Origin of the sequence: Methanolobus sp. ZRKC5 (assembly GCF_038446525.1) — an archaeon.
GTDB lineage: Archaea > Halobacteriota > Methanosarcinia > Methanosarcinales > Methanosarcinaceae > Methanolobus.
This window is the reverse complement of record NZ_CP151792.1, coordinates 2,978,920-2,999,889: the sequence shown is the minus strand read 5'-3', so window position 1 is coordinate 2,999,889 and position 20,970 is coordinate 2,978,920. Positions and strand designations below refer to the sequence as shown.

The 20,970-nt window shown below is 39.4% G+C and carries 16 protein-coding genes; 8 read left to right on the top strand and 8 right to left on the bottom strand.

The genetic code is table 11. The features are described from left to right. Positions 1 to 74 precede the first annotated feature (74 nt). The 4 genes from WN948_RS14465 (at position 75) to WN948_RS14450 (ending at position 3,696) form a co-directional block, all read left to right on the top strand. A complete protein-coding gene (locus WN948_RS14465) occupies positions 75 to 194 on the top strand; it encodes a CbbQ/NirQ/NorQ C-terminal domain-containing protein (protein WP_342304873.1) in 120 nt (39 codons plus the stop codon). Positions 195 to 203: 9 nt separating this feature from the next. Beyond that, positions 204 to 2,543, top strand: a complete 2,340-nt coding sequence (locus tag WN948_RS14460) for a VWA domain-containing protein (RefSeq protein ID WP_342304872.1) — start codon at positions 204 to 206, stop codon at positions 2,541 to 2,543. A gap of 330 nt (positions 2,544 to 2,873) precedes the next feature. Continuing rightward, on the top strand, positions 2,874 to 3,065 hold the full coding sequence (locus tag WN948_RS14455) for a DUF6884 domain-containing protein (protein ID WP_342306502.1): 192 nt from the start codon (positions 2,874 to 2,876) through the stop codon (positions 3,063 to 3,065). After that, the gene (locus WN948_RS14450; protein WP_342304871.1) at positions 3,046 to 3,696 is read left to right on the top strand and encodes a hypothetical protein; all 651 of its coding nucleotides are present in this window, start codon (positions 3,046 to 3,048) and stop codon (positions 3,694 to 3,696) included. The genes WN948_RS14455 and WN948_RS14450 overlap by 20 nt, the downstream gene beginning before the upstream one ends. Before the next feature lie 723 nt (positions 3,697 to 4,419). On the opposite strand, the gene WN948_RS14445 is transcribed toward WN948_RS14450, so the two are convergent. From WN948_RS14445 to WN948_RS14430, 4 genes are all read right to left on the bottom strand, one after another. Further along, complete coding sequence (locus tag WN948_RS14445; protein WP_342304869.1) at positions 4,420 to 6,009, bottom strand: hypothetical protein; 1,590 nt, start codon at positions 6,007 to 6,009, stop codon at positions 4,420 to 4,422. Between the two features lie 21 nt (positions 6,010 to 6,030). After that, complete coding sequence (locus WN948_RS14440) at positions 6,031 to 6,909, bottom strand: hypothetical protein (RefSeq protein WP_342304868.1); 879 nt, start codon at positions 6,907 to 6,909, stop codon at positions 6,031 to 6,033. Positions 6,910 to 6,966: 57 nt separating this feature from the next. Then, the gene (locus tag WN948_RS14435; RefSeq protein ID WP_342304867.1) at positions 6,967 to 9,306 is read right to left on the bottom strand and encodes a hypothetical protein; all 2,340 of its coding nucleotides are present in this window, start codon (positions 9,304 to 9,306) and stop codon (positions 6,967 to 6,969) included. A gap of 626 nt (positions 9,307 to 9,932) precedes the next feature. Beyond that, complete coding sequence (locus tag WN948_RS14430) at positions 9,933 to 10,877, bottom strand: IS5 family transposase (RefSeq protein WP_342303665.1); 945 nt, start codon at positions 10,875 to 10,877, stop codon at positions 9,933 to 9,935. A gap of 399 nt (positions 10,878 to 11,276) precedes the next feature. On the opposite strand from WN948_RS14430, the gene WN948_RS14425 reads away from it, so the two are divergent. The 3 genes from WN948_RS14425 to WN948_RS14415 are packed head-to-tail and all read left to right on the top strand — an operon-like array spanning position 11,277 to position 13,940. Further along, complete coding sequence (locus WN948_RS14425; RefSeq protein WP_342304866.1) at positions 11,277 to 11,855, top strand: cupin domain-containing protein; 579 nt, start codon at positions 11,277 to 11,279, stop codon at positions 11,853 to 11,855. A gap of 14 nt (positions 11,856 to 11,869) precedes the next feature. Beyond that, the gene (locus tag WN948_RS14420) at positions 11,870 to 12,286 is read left to right on the top strand and encodes a thioesterase family protein (RefSeq protein ID WP_342304865.1); all 417 of its coding nucleotides are present in this window, start codon (positions 11,870 to 11,872) and stop codon (positions 12,284 to 12,286) included. Positions 12,287 to 12,305: 19 nt separating this feature from the next. Further along, positions 12,306 to 13,940, top strand: coding sequence for an AMP-binding protein (locus tag WN948_RS14415; protein ID WP_342306501.1), 1,635 nt, complete (start codon positions 12,306 to 12,308; stop codon positions 13,938 to 13,940). A gap of 49 nt (positions 13,941 to 13,989) precedes the next feature. Here the strand turns inward: WN948_RS14415 and WN948_RS14410 are convergent, their stop codons facing one another. Together WN948_RS14410 and nudC are read right to left on the bottom strand one after the other, a co-directional pair. Further along, the gene (locus WN948_RS14410) at positions 13,990 to 15,930 is read right to left on the bottom strand and encodes a DUF2341 domain-containing protein (RefSeq protein ID WP_342304864.1); all 1,941 of its coding nucleotides are present in this window, start codon (positions 15,928 to 15,930) and stop codon (positions 13,990 to 13,992) included. A 204-nt stretch (positions 15,931 to 16,134) separates the two neighbouring features. Next, a complete protein-coding gene (gene nudC, locus WN948_RS14405; protein ID WP_342304863.1) occupies positions 16,135 to 16,989 on the bottom strand; it encodes an NAD(+) diphosphatase in 855 nt (284 codons plus the stop codon). A 104-nt stretch (positions 16,990 to 17,093) separates the two neighbouring features. On the opposite strand from nudC, the gene WN948_RS14400 reads away from it, so the two are divergent. After that, complete coding sequence (locus WN948_RS14400) at positions 17,094 to 17,774, top strand: 2,3-bisphosphoglycerate-dependent phosphoglycerate mutase (protein ID WP_342304862.1); 681 nt, start codon at positions 17,094 to 17,096, stop codon at positions 17,772 to 17,774. A gap of 34 nt (positions 17,775 to 17,808) precedes the next feature. Here the strand turns inward: WN948_RS14400 and WN948_RS14395 are convergent, their stop codons facing one another. Both WN948_RS14395 and WN948_RS14390 read right to left on the bottom strand, forming a co-directional pair. After that, positions 17,809 to 19,263, bottom strand: a complete 1,455-nt coding sequence (locus WN948_RS14395) for an IS66 family transposase (protein WP_342306500.1) — start codon at positions 19,261 to 19,263, stop codon at positions 17,809 to 17,811. A 133-nt stretch (positions 19,264 to 19,396) separates the two neighbouring features. After that, complete coding sequence (locus tag WN948_RS14390) at positions 19,397 to 20,851, bottom strand: IS66 family transposase (RefSeq protein ID WP_342306395.1); 1,455 nt, start codon at positions 20,849 to 20,851, stop codon at positions 19,397 to 19,399. Positions 20,852 to 20,970 lie beyond the last annotated feature (119 nt).

The window sequence follows — 20,970 nt, the reverse complement described above, 5'->3', positions numbered from 1 at the left end:
GGTGGAAGTGAGCTAGGCTGAATAGTTACGAAGTAAGAACAAATTTTATCAGTATAAGCAGGGGGATCAACGGCATGATAGCTAAATGTTCTTTATTAAGAGAAGCCTGCTGGATAGCCATTACAAGGGCGATTACGGATAATCTTGACTTGCAGAAAAGTATCGAAGAAATAATCAATGCCATCGTGGAGTGAAGAAACATCTTGTCAAAGGATATAGCAGAACAGACCGATCCCACAGAAGAAGAGCTGCTTGAACTTATAGAATCCAGGTTCTTTGAAAGAAATTATCACAATAATTTTCTCAGTTTTCTGAAAAAAAGCAGCTCATCATATCATGGTGAACTTCTTAGAACTGTCCACATGCTGCTTGATAAAGACCGGATGCTTGCAGAAGTTTTCTTTGAGAACCTTCCCGATGCATCAGAGAATACAGGACCCGAAGGGATCAGGAAATGGGCTGGTACCGGAATAAAAATATTTGATCAGGATAAGGATCTGGCAATTGATTATTTTACCTATTCAGCTCCACTCTTAAAGAATCTGGATGTCAGTGAACTGAAAGAGTGGGCCCTGAACGGAATCTGTGTCTTTGAAGAGAATCCACTTCTTGGAAGACCCTATTTTTCCATGAGATCTAAGGACTCAAAGGAATTCATTGAAGGACTTATCGGGTCTGCAGCACTCAGTGAGATCGTAAACGTCCTCAGGTACTATGCCCTTGGATTGTCAGGTGTCAATTTCAACATCCTTTCCCGAAGGATGTTGCAGATGGGGGAAGAAAACGATTTTATAAATCCTGTGATTGCAGGCAAGACAATTTACCTCGCACCCAGTATCAGGAAATATGGAGATTTTGAAAATAACTTCAAGATATACAAGCTGAGCATAATACATGAGGTCGGTCATGTACAGTTCAGTTCTCATAAGATAGAACTAGAAGAAGCAGCGGAACTGATGGCAGATATCAGACGGAGATACACGACCATAAAGAAAAGAACTTCTCTGTCAGGAATGCAACCCGAGGGTATCATTGATATCGCTGATGTCATAGCTCTGTTTCCCAACAAAGCACTGGCAGGAACAATACTCGGTATTCTTGAAGATGCCAGGGTCGAGTACAGGATAATGGAACTCTACAAGGGTGTTCGCTCGGACCTTGAGAGGATAAGACACCAGATGCTTCTAACAAGGTCTGCCCTAAAAGGTAAACTTGAGGAGTTCATGGAATCACTACTGTGGATCTCGACAGGACATGAACCTGTTCACAATATCAGAAATGGAACAAGGGATCTTCTGGACCAGGCAAAGACTCTTCTGAAGGACAGGATATTCCAGAAAGAGTCATCTATCCTTGATTCCCTTGATACGACCTTCAGGATATATACCATGCTTGATGACAAACTGGGTCCATTGAGCCAAATGGAATATGAAGTACTAAAGAATCTTGATTACCGTGGAGTGAGTATCGAAGTGTATGGAAGGAAGGAGCCTCTTTCTTCCAGACCACATGAGAATGTTATCAGGAATTTCATTCCCGAAACTGAAGTGGAACTGGTAGCAGAGGAGGAAAGTCCGAAAGAAGAAGAGATCAAGCACCAGTCCACCTATGCTACAAACAAGAACTGGAAGATACTTGGCAGTTACAGGTATGAAGAATGGGATTCCATGATCAATGACTACAAAGCGAACTGGTGTACTGTCAATGAGGTTGAGCCTTTTGGCATGTCCAGTGATTACTACAAGGATGCGTCAAAACAGTACAGGAACGAGATAGCCCAGATCAAACAAGTATTCAACCGGATGAGACCGGAAACATTCCGCAGGATGAAAGAACAGACCGATGGAACTGAGATTGATATCGATGCCTTCATGGATGCCCTAATACAGAAGAGATGTGGGATAAATCCTGATGACGGGCTCTACCTCAGATGGGATAAGCATGAAAGGGATGTTGCAACTCTTTTCCTTATAGATATCAGCTATTCCACACATAAAATGGTGAACTATGAAGAAAAGAGCATATTAGATGTTGAAAAAGACTCGCTTATTATCATGATACAGGCCCTTGAAAGCATAGGTGACAAGTATGCGATCTACGCATTCTCCGGTCAGACAAGGGATGATGTTGAGTACTTTGTCATAAAAGAGTTCGATGAGGAACTATCAGAAAAAGTTGCACGCAGGATCAGTCTGCTGGAACCGGTATCCAACACAAGACTTGGACCTGCCATCCGCCATTCCATCAGGAAACTTGAGAAGGTAGATGCAAAAACAAAGATCATGATTTTGTTGTCTGATGGTGAACCCTTCGATACCTCCCGGGGAGAAAACGCATACAAAGAAAGCGTTGCTGAAGAAGATACAAGGATAGCGATTGGAGAAGGCAATGCCATGGGAATAAATTTCTTCTGCATAACCGTGGATTCGAATCCAGGCAAATATCTTGACAATATTTTCTCAGGTGCAGGATACACAATAATAGACGATGCCAGCTCGCTTCCAGAAACTCTTCCGGTGCTGTATAAGAGAATAACTACCTGATTCTACAGTACTGTTTTAGTAGTATTTATTCAAATATCACCAATTGTTACAATAATATTTAAAAAATATTTTTGGATTGGATCATTATATGGACTGTTGAAAATGGCAAAGAATATACTCATATCATGCGTCAGCAAAAAGCTGGAACATAGGCAAGGCCTGAAGATTTGTGTGTAAACACCTTTTCAAATACAATCTGTAGTATGCCGTGTCCATGAATGCAGACCAGATATTCATTTAGTCTGCCAGGCATTGCCTGTTGAATCTTGAAGATGAGATAGGGTCTTATAATCATAACTTGAACAACATGGGTACGGGTGAAATCAAAAACTGGGCAAAAGTGTTTTATCTCAATTGAAAAAGACTACTGCAATCAAGAATGATGATTTTGTGCTTCTTACAGGTGACAAATACAGGAAATACCAGTTGCCTCAAATATCAAAGTATGAGATTCCCTTAGAAGGGATGAGAATAAGCGAACAGTTACAATATCTAAAAGAACATGTCAACAATAAACGATGAATGTGGCAGGCTACACCAGTTATTTGGTGAGCTTGAAAGAATTAGTTACCCCTTTGATATAAACAGGATTCCGAATAACGGGATTTATATACTGTTTGAAAAAGGTGAGCTTGGACATAATACAGACAGGATAGTTCGTGTAGGCACACATAACGGTGATGATAGACTAAGAATAAGGCTCAGACAGCATTTTATTAAAGAGAATAAAGATGATAGTATATTTCAGGGGCATATCGGTAGAGCACTCTTGAATAAGGATAATGATCCATTTCTTGAACAATGGTACATCAAGCTCAAAACAAAAAAGGATAAGGCTAAACATTCTGACCGCATCGATTTCGCTAAACTAGCCAGTACCGAAAAAAAAGTTGCCCAATATATCCGGGATAACTTCTCCTTTGTGGTATTTGAAGTTACAGATAAAGACAAACGAATGGAGTTAGAGTCAAAGTTAATCTCTACGCTCTCACTCTGTACTGAATGCAAACCCTCTGTGAACTGGTTAGGCAATCATTCTCCCAAGGAAAAAATAAAACTGAGTGGACTTTGGAATGAACAAAAATTGAACAAGGATCCTCTTTCTGAAACTGATTTTGAGGAATTGCGAATGATTGTGAGGAATTGCGAATGATTGTGAGAAATTTTAAATAAAAGGTAACTATTCAGCCTGGCACGATTTGCCTATTGGTACTGATTTCATCGAAATAGAGATGTCTGCTCACTAACAATCTAACAATCAAAAAAGCAATCAATAGCAACAATCAAAATAAATGATTCTAATGAAATTTACGTTTCAACTTTTTGTCAAGATTGTTATTGATAGCGTTTTTATCAGGCTGAATAGTTACCAATAAAAGACATAAAACAATTGGCTGATTCTAAGTGACTGATGTTCGGTGTGTTCGTGCTGAATATGGCGTATATGCACAGCACTCTGAATTGTACATGCGGGATGAATATTGTTTATATTTTCCCGTATGTGCATGAAATTGGACTGATACCGGCAAGGGGTATTTCGCATAGTATAACCAAGAGAATGAATAGGAAATTTATTGACATGGCAATGCCATTGAAGAATAAAATTTCCGGCTTTGTGCAAATCATCAATATTCAGACAAGATGCAATATGGCCTTTGCTAATCCAATTATCATCGACTGAATTTGCCAGACAATAGACATTTCAGGCCTTTCCCATGTTTCACCCTGAATCTTTTTCTCAGCTACGAAATCAGTAAAAGATACTTTCGCTTAAATCTCTGATCCTTCACACCAGCTTTCGCAACTCAAATTCGGGTTAAAAGTAGTCGGGTAGAAATACTCCCACTACCCGATTAGCCACGACATATGCTCCTTATCATTTATCCCCATATTTTTTTTTACAGTTGAGAAAGGAATTATTATCATCTACCGCTTTTTTCCATCTACTACAAATTTTCCTTGTAAGATAGGGCGCCGTAGATGAAGTATCACAATTAGGCACACTATTTTCAATTGTCTTCATCTGTGAAAATGCATCATCTATTTTCTTGCGAAGTTCACTTAATTTAGTCAAGATAATCCTGTCATCGCACCATGAGTCTCTTATTATTTTTAGTAATTCTCTAGTGGCGTTTCTATTTTTCAAATGCCGGACCCAATATTTGTCCAGTTCAGGTTTAGCTAACACTTTTGCAAGCTTTATACACTCCAAATCGGCTTTATGCTTAGTCATGCCGAATTCTTCAGGGTATACAATTTTTCGTGCCCAATCTTTATCAATTTTGTTCAGTTTTGTTATCTGCTTATTTGAAAGTGTATAACTCCCTATCTTAGTAATCTTAACTGTTGCATCTTTTTCAATCCTTAACTTCAAGTCTATCAACAAATTTTTTTCAAAAATGCCTGCTGCAAAAAACGCATTTTGGTCCATCCACCACATATCAGCATTGCGTTTATTCATCCGATATAGTATGCAATAATACCACAGTTCACCCTTGAAGTTCACCGGGAGAGTAGCAATATCAATTGCTTTTCGCGCTCTATCTGCCGCCTTCTTCTCTGTAATTCTTGTAGGGACTATACATTTCTTTGGTTTTGGAGGGACATCCCCCTCTATTACTTCATCTCCAAAAGCATATCGTTTCACAAGACTTTTCGGTCGTTGCTTGGGACTTTTGTACAAGCTCCAGATATCGATCATTGAAAACGGGGAAACCCCTTCTGCAATTCCTGCAAGATTTTCGCTAAGCCAGGTAACTCCTCTGAGAATGGGGAGGAACTTCATTTGCTTTCTCGTTGCCTCCCCAATCCGCCGATCCATATCATTGTGCATGACGATTAATGTATCCGCAATCGGCCCTATATCCTTTTTCGTTTTTTCTTTCGCCGTTAGATACTTCAGAAAAATATTATTGAGTCCTTCTGCTTCTTCTATTAGTTTTGTATTCGTCCATTTGGCGATTTCAGCAGACTTCGGAAGGATGAACTTGGACTGCGACTTTGTTTTTACAAAGGTCGACCAATAATCAACCATGAAAAATGGGTAGATATCATTGACATGCCCGCCTTTACCCTCCCATTTAATATGCTCAAGGACCGGTTGAGTCGTTTTTTGGTGTTCTGCAGCCTTTTGAATACGATACGCAAGCTCTTGTCGCATTAATATCAAGGTTTCTGCAATAGCTTCTTTTTCCTGTGGACCAATTTCTTCTTTTGATTCAAAAAGACGAGTGTTCAGCAGCTTAGCTTCGTCCAAAAGTTGGCTATTGGACATTGTTCTTACGCTGGCTTGCATCCCTTGCCGCAGGGAGGCTGCATAACTGTCAAGTCGCTGTACCGACTCCCTTTTCATACCCCGATAACGAAATACTGTATGAGGACGTACATTTAATCGTGAATTCGGAGTCGTACTCGTGGTTGCAGTACCACGAGAACTCAACTGTGAATAGTTTGGAGGATTTGCCATGGAAAACCATCCATATTCAACTTAGGACTCCGTCGAGACACTAACGTCTGTATCCTTTTCAATAACAATCTTCTTCTCCACGTCCGGGTCATCAAATTCACCTTTAACTACCCTGGCTGCCAGACGAATATTCTCCAGTTCTTCGTGACGCACTTCAGATTGTGCCTTTTTAACATCAACGACCCGATGGATAAGCTTGAAATCCTCGAGAATTGGATGCTTGCCTGGTAACGCCTCGATATATAGGGAATCTGTCGGTGCGATAACGATTTCTTTGTCACGATGGGGGTCCATGAGGCGCTTAATTAGCAAATCCCTATATTTGTTCCTTACGTCCTCTGTAAAAGCACCTGGATTTATCTCAAAATAACATCGAATTAATTGTTTTAATTCATCTATAGTGTAATTGCCTGCTTCATCTGGATCCCATAGCTGTGCTGTTTCTTGCAGGTCCATATAGTCCTGCATCATATAGAGGGTCACGGGATTATTTCGTTTAAGTGGAAAGATCATGTAATTTCCTTTGTAACCAAGCAAGTTGTCAAGGTCTGCGACTTCTATTAAGCTCTTATAATTAACGTCAATTTGTGCAGGAATACTTAAATCGATTATGAATTGCTTTTTTTTACCGCCCACCCAAACATCTATTTCACTAGGTGCGGATTTAATTCCAGGAGTATACTTAATGTCTGGGACTTTAAGTTGGTAGAGTCTAAAAAAGCGCTGGTCTGGTGGTTCCTGGTCCCAAATAGCCTGTATATAATAAAGGATATTATCTTTCACATGCACTCGAAGTCTCAGAATCTCAGTTCTGCGATTAAATTGTTCTTCAAGAGCTTGAGAGTATTTACTGGTCGCAGACTCCAGTGCCGTTACTTCGTGTTGAAGGCGTGTGCGCATCTCTTTTTCTTTCCGCTCGGCACGTTGGAATGTTTCCTTGGCTGCTTCTGCCCGGGCCTAGATCGTTTCTGACGTATCTGATGCTCCGCCAAATAAAAAGGTATTAACATCGGACAAGAACCCTTCATTCTTGCTGGTTAAACTCTGAGCATATTTGTCCATGGCTATATCAAGAGCCTCTTGGGTTTTCTCAAGGGCTTTGGAGGTCATAGTTACTTGTTGTGTTACCTTATCAACAATTTTCAGCTGTATATCTAGATTATTTTGAAGTACATCCACTGACAGCTCATCCCCAACAAACTTATCAGATAAGTAATCTAAACCGGTAACAAAAGAATCATCGAGGATTACTCGTCTTAAAATCCAATCATGGGCCAGCAGCCAATCTTCATCAATTTCATCTGGACGAGGTACTTCATTGGCTACTAATACCACCGGAGTCAGTTTATGGATTTTTTCGCTCACTTCATAACGACGCTGAAGTTCATAAAATAAGTACGTAACCGAAATTTCGTCATTTGGGTTACTGATTTCGCCTGATGTTGCCTCTTCATATTCTTCACTAGTAGTCGTATTTATCTCCAGCTTATATTCATTTTTGTATTCTTGTGCTGCCTTTAATACGGCTTCGCGAAATTCCTTTTTTGTTTGAGAGGAGTGTTTGGCAGCATCAATTGTCATACTGTGGTTTCCTTTTGCGTTCCAAACAGCAAAATTAACCCCTCCTTCAGCCGTATGATTGAAATTTGTTTTGTTCGTGGCACGGCGAATAATCTCGGCATGTGAACGATAGGTATCAGAAGAATCCATTTTTTTGATTTGTAGTGCATTCTCTATTTCTTTGATGGCCCTACTCTTTTTTACGACTTTTTTCTTTGTATATCGGCGTACTTCCTTTGGAGCCATTGGTATAGTAGATACAAGTTCACCGACTTGATAATTCAGCGGGTTCCACTTTTGCCTATAGTTAACAAGGATACCAAAGTTGATGGCGTTTTTTGCAAAAACATCGAATGAGTATTTTCCCTTCAAACGTTCTTCCAGATCTTCAAATAGATTTTCAATTCTGCTTTTTTTATTAAGGGCAGTAACAAGTATTTTACGAGCATCTGTTTGTTCCTGAAATACCACCTTTTCGGCGGCACCTGGAGCATAACCAGATGTAGAGGAACTTGCCTTCAAACTAAGCATTAGACCATATATTGCATCTTGTGTTGGCTCGTCCAAACAACTCCATTGAAAAGCCGTTATTTCCGGCAAAAGATAGGTTTTTACTTCTTTAAATCTTGGATCATCACCAGCGATTTTTTCTTTGGTGTGACGCAAGTAGTCCTTAAACTGTTTAAGCTCCTCAACTGAGGTGACCGTGTCTTTCGGTATTTTTATACCTTTATACTCTTTTTCTTTGAGAGCTTCCTCATAAAGCTCTTTTCCTTTTTTAGCCAACTCTTGATCGAACAATTCAGTCCATATATGACGGAAAGCAATCTGAAGATCATAAAAATCATGATAAGCAGCCACATCTGCCGGACCACCGCTTATGTTGAATCCTTTCGTATCCAGCTCAATATCCTTTTGACTTGCGCGATCCGAAATTCCAAATTTCAACTTAGCCTCCGGGGAAGTGGTATGCTTCATTTGCAAGGCAACTTGGTCTTTCACCAAAGAATCTACTGTTAATTCACTTCCTTCACTGTCAGTATTTTGCTCAAAGATATCCGATTGAGTTGTATCTGTGGATTCAACAGGTTCAGAAAAGATCATATCTTCAAGGACCTGTTCAGCAACTTTGCTTACTTTACAATTGGTAAGCAAATCTGTTCTGGCAAACAATTCAGTCTGCAATGTTCGTTTTTCAATATAGGCCATCAGTTTGTCTGGTTGGACATTCCCGGTAGACCCGTCATCAACTTTTTGAATTCCAAGTTCACTCAAATCCTTATCTGATAGGCTTAGAGTAATACCTTTTTTCCATTTCACTTCCGCCGTTTGGGCGAGGTCGGCTTTGATAATCGTTTCCTGAGCTGTCTGTTGGTTATCGTCCGAGGAAATGTAAGTCGTATCTTTACGCAATTCCTCCGATACTTTTGATGGAATGAAATTTTTAAAGGCAACTTCTGCTTTTTCTTCATACACCCTGGACTTAGCCACATGCATTGAAATACGTTCATTTATTTTGGTTTGAATTGAATCACTGATTGATAGGTTCTTATCGATTGATGATAATATTGTTTCTTCATCTATTCCTGTTTTACCTACCCGGCTTTCATAGTGATTTTCGAGCTGCTCAACGCGTTTGTTAATTTCGGTTTCAATTAAATCAACTACATTAAAAGCTTCATCTCTGGAAACACTGGTCTCCTTTTCTCCCGTGCCTTGGAACCTTTCATCTGTCATAAATTAATTTCCCCATAAAATAAATTTATTACATGAAAAATTAACACAGTTAACAATCATTAAAAAGAGTTGTCATAGCCCACCCCATTAATTATAATAAACTGTGCATGTATAATTAACCCCATATTAGTTTGGATGTTAAAGTATATAGCAACATCCACACCACAGTATATATTTATTATTTATGAATGTGAAACTATAATTTGTCATTTAAATTGGCTTACTGTTAAACTCGCTATTTCAGTTGCTCCCATTCCGACTCTGTAGAAATCCTCGGTATTCAGGCGAGAATGAAAGCTAATGATCATTGAAAATATACTATCCGATATTAAAGATATTTTTCAATTTTTCCTGATTGATTATATTCTGATTGAAAGATGATGGATTCTCTAAGTGTAATTTTGTATTACATGGAATAAGGATGATAAAACGCCTACTATAAGGACTCCTGTTTATAAAAAAAAGGGGTGAGGGAGTTTGGGGGAGAGGGGAAAAACTTATGAGGATTTCGATATTCCCTCATTTTAGATCATTAAAGTATTCAAACTCAATTATATCCTCTCATTTTTTATCATTTTGTTTATTTCTCTTCATTAATCCTTATTTTTAGTATAGCTTCCGCTATCCTAAATTACTCCTTTGGTTTTTAGTGTCCTCAATTGATGCAGATTAAAACAAAAAGCTGTCATCAACATTTTTGCATTCACTCTTTCTACAGTTGTAACAAGAACCTTTCTGGTTTTAAATATTTCTTTTGTCACTGCATACACTCTTTCGCAAGGGACTCTTTTCACACTTATTCTTTCATTTCTGAGGATATCCATTATTCCTAAAGGATGTCCTCTTACAGCTCGTTGCATTGTTGCTGCAAAACCTTTTGCTATTGCTCCAAAATATCCTTTATCTCTATACACCACTTCACCCTTTTCAGACAGATCAACCTGTGAATCGTGAAGTGATGCAGTTGTTGTCTCAAATCTTCTGATTAGTTCATAATCCTTATCAATAATTGTATGAAGTTTGTATCCAAAGTGAGATTTACCATTTTTCTTAGTCCAGGTTCCATCTTTGCTTCTTCTTGTTTTCGCATCTTTTCCTCTGAGTACATCTGCTTTTGCATGTCCTGGATCTGAGTGAATAAAAGTTGCATCCTGGATCATTCCTTTTTTAATCTTCAAACCAAGAGCATCAAGCTGATTCTGCATTTCATCCCACACCGCTTTTTCTTTACCATTGTCGATAATTCTCTTCCTGAATGACCAGACAGTTGTACTGTCTGGTACATATTCAGGAAATCCCAGGAATTTCCTAAAGGATATCCTGTCAATACACTGCTTTTCAAGCTCAGCATCAGAAAGACCATGCCATTGTTGCAGAACAAGCATCTTGAACATTACAATAACATCAGCTTCAGGCCGTCCGCCTGAAGCTGTTCTGTTTATGTACATTGACTCCAGAATAGGGCGAAAAGGCTTCCAATCTACTAAATATTCAATTTCAGCAAGCTTATCTCCGACAGATTGGAGACGCTTATATTCTTCATTTAAGGCAAAATCAGTAAAAGAATCCATAATAGTAAATTTGCTTTGCTATTATTTAAATTTTATTAAATTGTATGAGTATTGATGGTAGTTTATCGAAATCCTCTTATGAGTATTTCAAGATTGTTTTTATTTTTCAAATAAGGATTTATACAGAGCCCCTATTCCAGAACTACAATTAGTTCACTTGGTGATATTCCTGCAAACTCGCTACAATGTTTAAATGCCATCAAAAAATCCAATTTAGTGCTATCGGATGTATTAATCAAAGCGAACAATTTAATAATAGCCGTGTCGTTTTTTGTTTCACTAACGTTCATAAAATTCCACTATAATATGCTGAAATACTACAATAAGGTAAATGTTATAACTCAAAATATCATAAGCATTAGAACACGATTTTGACAAAAACAATAAGAGGAATACACAATGGCTGAAAAGAACCAATTGGGCGATAAAATACGCCAGATACGTGAAATGCAGAAAATGTCTGTGGAAGAACTGGCAAAAAGTAGCAATACAAACAGTGAACTCATCGAACAACTTGAAAATGGTGCACTTGTTCCTTCATTGACTCCCCTGATGCAAATCGCAAGGGCTCTTGGAGTTCGTTTGGGCACTTTCCTTGATGATGCTCCTCACAACGAACCTGTGGTTACTAAAAGCGGCGCTTCAAAAAATATCGTAAAGTTCTCCGGTAACTGCGACACATGTGAAAAAAGCACACTAGACTTCTTTTCACTTGCTAGTGACAAGGCTGACAGGCATATGGAACCATTCATAATTGATGTTCATCCTCCTGGATCAGGTGAGGCAAAACAATCTTCACATGAAGGAGAAGAGTTCATTTACGTACTCAATGGCCAGATAGAGATCCTTTACGGAAAGGACAGCTTCAAGCTCTCAAGCGGTGACAGTATCTATTACGATTCTATAGTTCCTCACTATGTCCATGCAATGGGTAATGAAGATGCAAAGATACTGGCAGTCGTATACGCTCCTTACTAATAAAGAAGATCAATATGTTCAAAACAACTGTTACTCCCAGATTCGGTGATATTGACGGATTAAAACACGCCAATAATATTGCCATTGCCATATGGTTCGAACAGGCTCGTAATCCTGTATTCAGACTGTTTACTCCTGACCTTGACCTGAGCTATGAGAACTGGAAACTTATCATGGCAAGGACAGAGTACAATTACGTAGGTGAAATGTTCTATGGAGCAGACGTCGATATACTCACCTACATCTCAAGGATAGGTAACTCATCATTCACAGTAACCCAGGAAGCATGGCAAAACGGGAAAATTGGTGCAATAGGCAGATCTACAATTGTTCACTACGATTTCATCAATAAGAAATCGGTTCCTATACCTGATGACAGAAGGAAAGACCTTGAAGAGCACCTGCAGGAAGAAAGTGATAGTTGTAAATGATATCAAGGAGAAATTAATCATGCCTTTTACAAATGATACAATTGGTGGTTTTTTCGAGAAACAGGTCATGAATGACCCGGACAGGGAATTTATGATCTATCCCGACAGGGATCTGAGATTCACCTATAAAGAATTCGACGAGCGTGTCAATATGCTGGCCAAGGGACTAATAGAGCTTGGTATAGGCAAAGGTGACAAAGTTGGTATATGGGCAACGAACGTGCCTGACTGGCTGACCTTCATGTTCGCAACATCAAAGATCGGTGCTGTTCTAGTTACAGTCAATACCGCATACAAGATCCATGAAGTCGAGTATGTAATGAAACAGGCTGACCTGAAAGCCATTGCCATTATCGACGGTTTCAGGGACGTAAGTTATATTGACACGATCAATGAACTGGTTCCTGAACTGAAGACACAGAGCCGTGGAAATCTTAAGAGCGAGAAGTTCCCTTGTCTGAAAAGTGTTATTTTCATCGGTCAGGAAAAACACAGGGGAATGTACAGCACCCGTGAGTTATTCCTTTTGGGAAATCATGGCAATGATGAAGAGATTCACAAGATCATGAAAACACTCGACACACATGATGTCATCAATATGCAGTATACATCAGGAACAACGGGTTTCCCGAAAGGTGTCATGCTGACCCATTACAATATCCTAAACAACGGATACTATATCGGAGAAAGGCAGAAATTCACTGAAAAAGATATAGTCTGCCTGCCCGTACCGCTCTTCCACTGTTTTGGAATTGTGCTCGGTGTACTTGCAACTCTAACCCATGGTGGTACACTTGTGATAATCGAGTTATTCGACCCGCTCATGGTGCTGGCTGCAGTCCAGAAAGAAAAATGTACAGCCCTCTACGGTGTGCCAACAATGTTCATTGCAGAGTTCAGCCACCCGATGTTCAAAATGTTCGACCTTTCCTCACTTAGAACAGGTATCATGGCAGGTTCTCCATGTCCTATTGAAGCTATGAAAAAGGTTATCAATGAAATGAACTGCAAGGACATTACCATTGCCTACGGACTTACAGAAGCATCACCTGTATTTACCCAGACCAGCACAGATGATCCTATCGAGCGCCGTGTCAGTACAGTTGGAACTTCCTTGCCTGAGATAGAGGTGAAGATAGTCGATCCGGAAACAGGAGAAAATGTGGGACCGGATGTTCAGGGTGAGATATGCTGCCGTGGTTACAATGTCATGAAAGGATACTACAAGATGCCTGAAATGACAGAGATAGCAATTGACAAGGAAGGATGGCTGCACAGCGGAGACCTTGCAACAGTTGATGAAGCCGGATATTACCGCATCACTGGTCGTATAAAGGATATGATAATCCGTGGCGGTGAGAATATCTATCCAAGGGAGATCGAAGAATTCCTGTTCACAGTACCAGGTGTCAAGAGTGCACAGGTCGTTGGTATACCTGATGAGAAATACGGTGAGATAGTAGGAGCCTTTGTGGTCCCCAAGGACGGAAATGAACTCACCGAAGAGGATGTAAGGGATTATAGTCGCTCAAAAATAGCACGCTACAAAGTTCCGAAACATGTTTTCTTCGTGGATGATTATCCACTTACTGCAAGTGGAAAAGTGCAGAAGTTCAAACTCAGGGACCTGGCAGTTGAGCTTTTGAAAAAATAAAATAAAGAACAAAATTTGAAAAATAGAATCAGATGATGTGATTATCACATCATCTTCTTTTTTGTCTGTATGAGACTGCCAGCAACCCGGCAGCAGCGAACAATACAGTAAATCCTGGTATTCCCCTACTTTCTTCTGTTGTTTCAGGTATCATACTGTACTCATCATAATCTTCGTAGACGACTATTGAAGTACCCATGAATGCAGTATCGTTGGCATAGTAATCCTGAAGCTCTTCCAGTAAGCTCTGGACACCAGTATCGGTCATGAAGCCTTCATTTACTGCGATTCCAATGATAGCTTTTGATTCGGATATCCTTATTTCACCCATCTTTGGTGCTATAGAATCTATGATCGCATCTTTGGTTTGGGGATAATTATCATCCAGAGAATATGTCTGAAGGACTATAAGGTCAGCACTTGCTGAAACCTCAGGAATATCTGCCAGAGCATATGATGCCGGAATATCAATAGCCACAGCAAGTTCGTCTCCTACTATCTCACGGACATCCTCAAGAAGAAGCAGATTCAGAGTGCAGGCTTCCTCAGGGTCATCACTGCATGGATCAAGTGCAATATCAACACCATCAAAAGCTGAAAGTGACTTGTTGTTATAATCAATGACTTTTTCCAGTACATTTTTGACGTACACAGAATTGTCTTCATCAGAATCACTCTTCGGATCATTGAATATCATTGCATATACCTGCATGTCGTTGTCACGAGCCTGTTTTACGAATCTTTCCAGGTTCCAGACGTCATCACCATCTGTAAGCAACATTACAGTATTGATCCCGCTATCTTTGAGATCTACTATAGTGGCATCATCATAACCTTCTGTGCCAAAGATTCGGATCGCACTCATAAGACCACTTGCAGGAGTTATATTTATCCTTGCAGGTTCAACTTCTGTAATTGTCTCTTCTTGTGCTATGTTACCTGCGAACATTACAGTTGGCTCTTCAGAAACAAAATTGCGCACGTAGGCATAATCAAAAGATGCATATCCGGTGTTATCTGAAACATCGGAATAGGTGCTTGCAAACAGATAGACCTTCATGTCCGTAAGAGGAATATAATTGTTCTCTTCTGTTGCCGTAAGGTCCATTCTGCTGTCCCTGACACCATTCTTGAACCAGGCTATCTTTCCAAATTCATCCCCCATATACCATGCAACGCCTACTGTGTACCAGTCACCTTCGGCTACATTAACACTTGTAATATCTGCGGGGAAATAACGGGCATCACTTTTGGAATTTTTAAGAATCCAGGTCACCTTGGTCTCATTCTCAAGTTCGGTGGATGTTAATACCTGATTTTTTGTTTCCCTTTGGGGGTCTACAAATCCCTGTGCTATGATAGGACCGCGACTGTCGGTACCTGTGGTCACTTTTTTCCTTTTGACCACGAACATGGAATTTATCGGGAACTCATCCTTGGATTTGATACTTACAACATCCTCCGGATGGAATTTTGGAACTATGAGATTGGATACACCATTAGAAACTTTTAGCTCACTGCCACCTGTCGTGTACGATTCCCAATTGCCAAATAAGCTGGAGCCACTGAAATCATCATATAACTCAAAAGTAGAAGAACCGCTGCTTACATCGACTGCATCAGGATTCCCATACTGCATTGTTATTTTAGCACTGCCATTAGCCGCAATGGATGGAACTTTAACCCATACGACCGCTTCTTCCATTGAAACATCCCATTCTTCTATCCAGTGCTGAAGCTGCTTATCACCGGAGGAAAAACGAATGTCTTCCCCTTCTGAACGTGCAATTGAAAAATCAAAGTTGGAACTATCAAGAACAATGGGTATCTGGTAATTTATCAGGTTATTCCCGGAGTTTTCTTTAATAGTTATCTCTTCTGAAAAATTCCATACTCCTCCACCTGAATATGTTAACGCAGCACATGTTTGCACAAGTACGATACAGATAAGCAGTAATAATGTTGCATAAATAATTCTTTTTAATAGCAATCCTCACACCTCTTTAAAATAATCTGAACTTTATTTACGCCGTATTTCTTACTAATAATTTGTAATCAGAGAGTATAAGTGTTGTGCATATTATTCTTTCTGTTTATTAAGAATAATACATATTGAGAATAATATATTAATAAGATAAACAAAATATAGTGCCTTTCTATCAAAATACAAAAAAAAAAAAAAAGGATTTGTAAATTATGAATGCTTGCTAATGAAATGTTCTATCAACCATCCCGATATACTAGTATTCCTCGGAATAACAGGAATCTCATCTTTTCTAAACCATCCGGCTTCCTCTATTTCAACACCGTCAACTTCTATTTCCCCTTCTGCAAACTCTGCGGTAAATCCGATCATAAGCGAATCCGGATAAGGCCATGGCTGACTGCCAAAATATCTGACGTTCTTTATTGAGATTCCTACTTCCTCCCTGACCTCTCTCACAACTGCCTCTTCTATTGACTCACCGGGTTCCACAAAACCTGCTAAGATACTATAAAGTCCTGGCTTAAAATGTGGAGAGCGAGCAAGCAGTACCCTGTCATCCTTTTCTATAAGCACAATGATAGCGGGGGAAATCTTGGGAAATGCAAGAAATCCACATTCAGGACATTCTTTTGCTCGTTCATTCTCTCTAAGCGATGTCCCGGAACCACACCTGCCGCAGAATAAAGTATTTTTGTCCCACTCCATGATATGAACAGCTTTTCCCGCAAGATAAGCAAGACTTTCTTCCAGAATTCCGGTCAGCTCCCTAATACCTACAAAGCTGCCATTCTCACCGATCGGCCCAGCAGCATTTGAACTATCAAGCTCCGCTGAAAAGCAGGAAATATCCCTGAGTTCACCCAGATACTGGGTCCCCAGAACATCGAGACCCATATTCTCGATCTCTTCAAAAGAAGGCAGCCTTAAACTGTCATTCTCATTCAGCAGCAATAACTCACGGTTCTTAAATGCAAAACAATAAGTTTGATTACTGTCTTTTTTTTGCGGGGGATGAATCAACGGCAGGAAATCCGATTCCCATAATCTGTCTTCTGTGTTCATAGCTGAAGAACAATGTCTGGGTACGTTTATCAAAGTTACCTTAGAAAACCTTAAGTTTTAATAATCTGCAATCAAACTAGTATTCGGTTTAGTGGGGATAATTGATGAACTATCTGATACTGGTAAGACACGGGCAATCAAGATGGAATCTTGAGAACAGGTTTGCAGGGTGGGTCGATGTACCCCTGAGTGAAAAAGGCATTCGTGAAGCAATGGATTGTGCCGAAGAACTTGCAAACGTAGAACTGGGTGTTGCCTTTACATCTAAATTATCCAGAGCACAGGAGACACTGTTTCTGATACTTGCAAAACAGAAGAAAACGGGCGTTTTTCTGCATGAGAACAAAAAAAGGGACAAATGGTCACATCATCCTTCAAGATTCGATAATTCTGAGATACCGATATATTCAAGCGATTCCCTTAACGAAAGATTCTACGGAAACCTGCAAGGCCAGAACAAACAGGAAGCAAAAGAAGTTTATGGGGAAGAACAAGTTTTCATCTGGAGAAGAAGCTATGACATACAGCCTCCGGGTGGTGAAAGTCTCAAGGATACTTATGAGCGCACGATCCCTTATTTTAAGGAACATATTCTCCCTCAGCTTGAAGAGGGGAAAAATGTCATTGTTGCTGCACACGGAAACAGCCTGCGCTCCGTGGTCAAGTACATTGAGAATATCAGTGATGGGGACATAACCAAATTGGAGATCGCAACTGGAAAGCCATTATATTACCAGTTCGTGAAAGGCAAATTAATAAAGAAAGAATGTAACTATTCAGCCTAGCTCACTTCCACCAAGCTGATTTCTTCATCCACGATCAATTCTGCAACTTTGAAACAAATGAATTGCCATAAAATATTGCACTAATTGCATCGATAACAGATTCAGAATTCTTATTAACAGTAGACACGTATCCTCTTATACGGCAGAAATTTTTTGCACCCTGTTCACTGCGGAAAGTACCTGATATCTTCTGCTGTACTTTCGTCATTCTGATATCTCTTTCAGCCTGATTGTTATCAAACGGAACGTTTTGGTCGTACATAAATCGTAAGATATCCTCTTTATGGCCAATAAACCTATCCAGCAAATTCTTTACCGTGGTCTGCTTCTTACGTCCTCGTTTTTTAGACCGCACATTTGATTCCGGATCAGGAGGATTTTCATTCACTCCTAAACAAGTTATGTGATCATAATCCTCACTGAACCTTTGAATTAGCTCAGTATCTAAAAGATCATTATCAACATGATGTTTAATGCATATCAAGAGATCACTCATTATCTTTGGCCACTGTTGATCCCTGTTTTCGGAAGCTCCAGTTAACTCTCGTAATAAATGTGCATTACATAATGAATGTTGACATTCATATTTGTTGTACGGTTTCCAAAAATCATGTGTTGCAACACCAGTGTAACCTGGTAATATGCCCATAGCATCCATTGCTTCTGAGCCCCTTTTGCGATGTGCAAAATAATAGGTCAGTTTGTCTGTACCTGCCACATGAAGCCAATTACGAACTGCATTTATTCTCATTCCTGTTTCATCCAGATTGATGACAGGAGATTCTTTCAGGAGATGTTTCACTGTATTTTCAAAAGCTCCAAGCTTCTCAAAACAACTACGTTCCGTGTTCACCAAAGTAGCAGGACTTATCTTGCATCCCAAAATATCAGAGAACAACTTGGTAACACGCTGATAAGGAAGTAATTGGTAAGTGTGCAAATAAACTGCAAATGACTTAACTCGATGACCGTATTGAGTCGGCTGAGTTACACCATCTGGAAAAAGAGCTTTGTTTACATGAGAACATTTGGGACATGTTTTAATCTCGCAACGATGTTCAATGCAATTGATAGTTATAGGAGGAATGTCAAAGACCTGTCTTCTTTCATAGTCAGAGGGAACAGAAGCTAACGATCTCCCACAATTGACGCATTGATTAACAGGATGAACAATAACTTCATCCGGATCATCATTTATTCTTAATGTAGTACCAGGATGACCGTTTTGACCACCTACATGCTTATTGGTCTTTTTTCTTTGACTTTTAACGGTTGGTTTATTCCGTGCATAAGAATCAGTAGAAGGTGGTTTGCTACTGTTGCGACTATTCTTTTCAAGCATTTCTTCCAAATGCCTGACACGCTCTTCAAGTTGTGCAATTTGGAGAGATTGATGTTCAATTATCCCAAGTAATCGAGTTACAAGTTCTACTACTGCTTCTGGACCAGCTTCATAAACTGCAAGTATTTCTTCGCGGTCTATACAAATCCCCTCAGATTGATAGACGTTTTTTATGATATTTTACTGAATATTTTTTAACACATAGAATGAAGCCATAGTATATTGTTTTGTAACTATTCAGCCTAGCTCACTTCCACCAAGCTGATTTCTTCATCCACGATCAATTCTGCAACTTTGGAACAAATGAATTGCCATAAAATATTGCACTAATTGCATCGATAACAGATTCAGAATTCTTATTAACAGTAGACACGTATCCTCTTATACGGCAGAAATTTTTTGCACCCTGTTCACTGCGGAAAGTACCTGATATCTTCTGCTGTACTTTCGTCATTCTGATATCTCTTTCAGCCTGATTGTTATCAAACGGAACGTTTTGGTCGTACATAAATCGTAAGATATCCTCTTTATGGCCAATAAACCTATCCAGCAAATTCTTTACCGTGGTCTGCTTCTTACGTCCTCGTTTTTTAGACCGCACATTTGATTCCGGATCAGGAGGATTTTCATTCACTCCTAAACAAGTTATGTGATCATAATCCTCACTGAACCTTTGAATTAGCTCAGTATCTAAAAGATCATTATCAACATGATGTTTAATGCATATCAAGAGATCACTCATTATCTTTGGCCACTGTTGATCCCTGTTTTCGGAAGCTCCAGTTAACTCTCGTAATAAATGTGCATTACATAATGAATGTTGACATTCATATTTGTTGTACGGTTTCCAAAAATCATGTGTTGCAACACCAGTGTAACCTGGTAATATGCCCATAGCATCCATTGCTTCTGAGCCCCTTTTGCGATGTGCAAAATAATAGGTCAGTTTGTCTGTACCTGCCACATGAAGCCAATTACGAACTGCATTTATTCTCATTCCTGTTTCATCCAGATTGATGACAGGAGATTCTTTCAGGAGATGTTTCACTGTATTTTCAAAAGCTCCAAGCTTCTCAAAACAACTACGTTCCGTGTTCACCAAAGTAGCAGGACTTATCTTGCATCCCAAAATATCAGAGAACAACTTGGTAACACGCTGATAAGGAAGTAATTGGTAAGTGTGCAAATAAACTGCAAATGACTTAACTCGATGACCGTATTGAGTCGGCTGAGTTACACCATCTGGAAAAAGAGCTTTGTTTACATGAGAACATTTGGGACATGTTTTAATCTCGCAACGATGTTCAATGCAATTGATAGTTATAGGAGGAATGTCAAAGACCTGTCTTCTTTCATAGTTAGAGGGAACAGAAGCTAACGATCTCCCACAATTGACGCATTGATTAACAGGATGAACAATAACTTCATCCGGATCATCATTTATTCTTAATGTAGTACCAGGATGACCGTTTTGACCACCTACATGCTTATTGGTCTTTTTTCTTTGACTTTTAACGGTTGGTTTATTCCGTGCATAAGAATCAGTAGAAGGTGGTTTGCTACTGTTGCGACTATTCTTTTCAAGCATTTCTTCCAAATGCCTGACACGCTCTTCAAGTTGTGCAATTTGGAGAGATTGATGTTCAATTATCCCAAGTAATCGAGTTACAAGTTCTACTACTGCTTCTGGACCAGCTTCATAAACTGCAAGTATTTCTTCGCGGTCTATACAAATCCCCTCAGATTGATAGACGTTTTTTATGATATTTTACTGAATATTTTTTAACACATAGAATGAAGCCATAGTATATTGTTTTTTGCATCATTAAAACAGTCAGGCTGAATAGTTACATT

Bases quoted from the DNA above. Each gene is read 5' to 3' on its own strand.
- WN948_RS14425 (WP_342304866.1), top strand. From the start codon at position 11,277: ATGGCTGAAAAGAACCAATTGGGCGATAAAATACGCCAGATACGTGAA.
- WN948_RS14440 (WP_342304868.1), bottom strand. From the start codon at position 6,909: ATGCGCACACGCCTTCAACACGAAGTAACGGCACTGGAGTCTGCGACC.
- WN948_RS14435 (WP_342304867.1), bottom strand. From the start codon at position 9,306: ATGACAGATGAAAGGTTCCAAGGCACGGGAGAAAAGGAGACCAGTGTT.
- nudC (WP_342304863.1), bottom strand. From the start codon at position 16,989: ATGAACACAGAAGACAGATTATGGGAATCGGATTTCCTGCCGTTGATT.
- WN948_RS14450 (WP_342304871.1), top strand. From the start codon at position 3,046: ATGTCAACAATAAACGATGAATGTGGCAGGCTACACCAGTTATTTGGT.
- WN948_RS14420 (WP_342304865.1), top strand. From the start codon at position 11,870: ATGTTCAAAACAACTGTTACTCCCAGATTCGGTGATATTGACGGATTA.
- WN948_RS14400 (WP_342304862.1), top strand. From the start codon at position 17,094: ATGAACTATCTGATACTGGTAAGACACGGGCAATCAAGATGGAATCTT.
- WN948_RS14445 (WP_342304869.1), bottom strand. From the start codon at position 6,009: ATGGCAAATCCTCCAAACTATTCACAGTTGAGTTCTCGTGGTACTGCA.
- WN948_RS14415 (WP_342306501.1), top strand. From the start codon at position 12,306: ATGCCTTTTACAAATGATACAATTGGTGGTTTTTTCGAGAAACAGGTC.
- WN948_RS14465 (WP_342304873.1), top strand. From the start codon at position 75: ATGATAGCTAAATGTTCTTTATTAAGAGAAGCCTGCTGGATAGCCATT.
- WN948_RS14430 (WP_342303665.1), bottom strand. From the start codon at position 10,877: ATGGATTCTTTTACTGATTTTGCCTTAAATGAAGAATATAAGCGTCTC.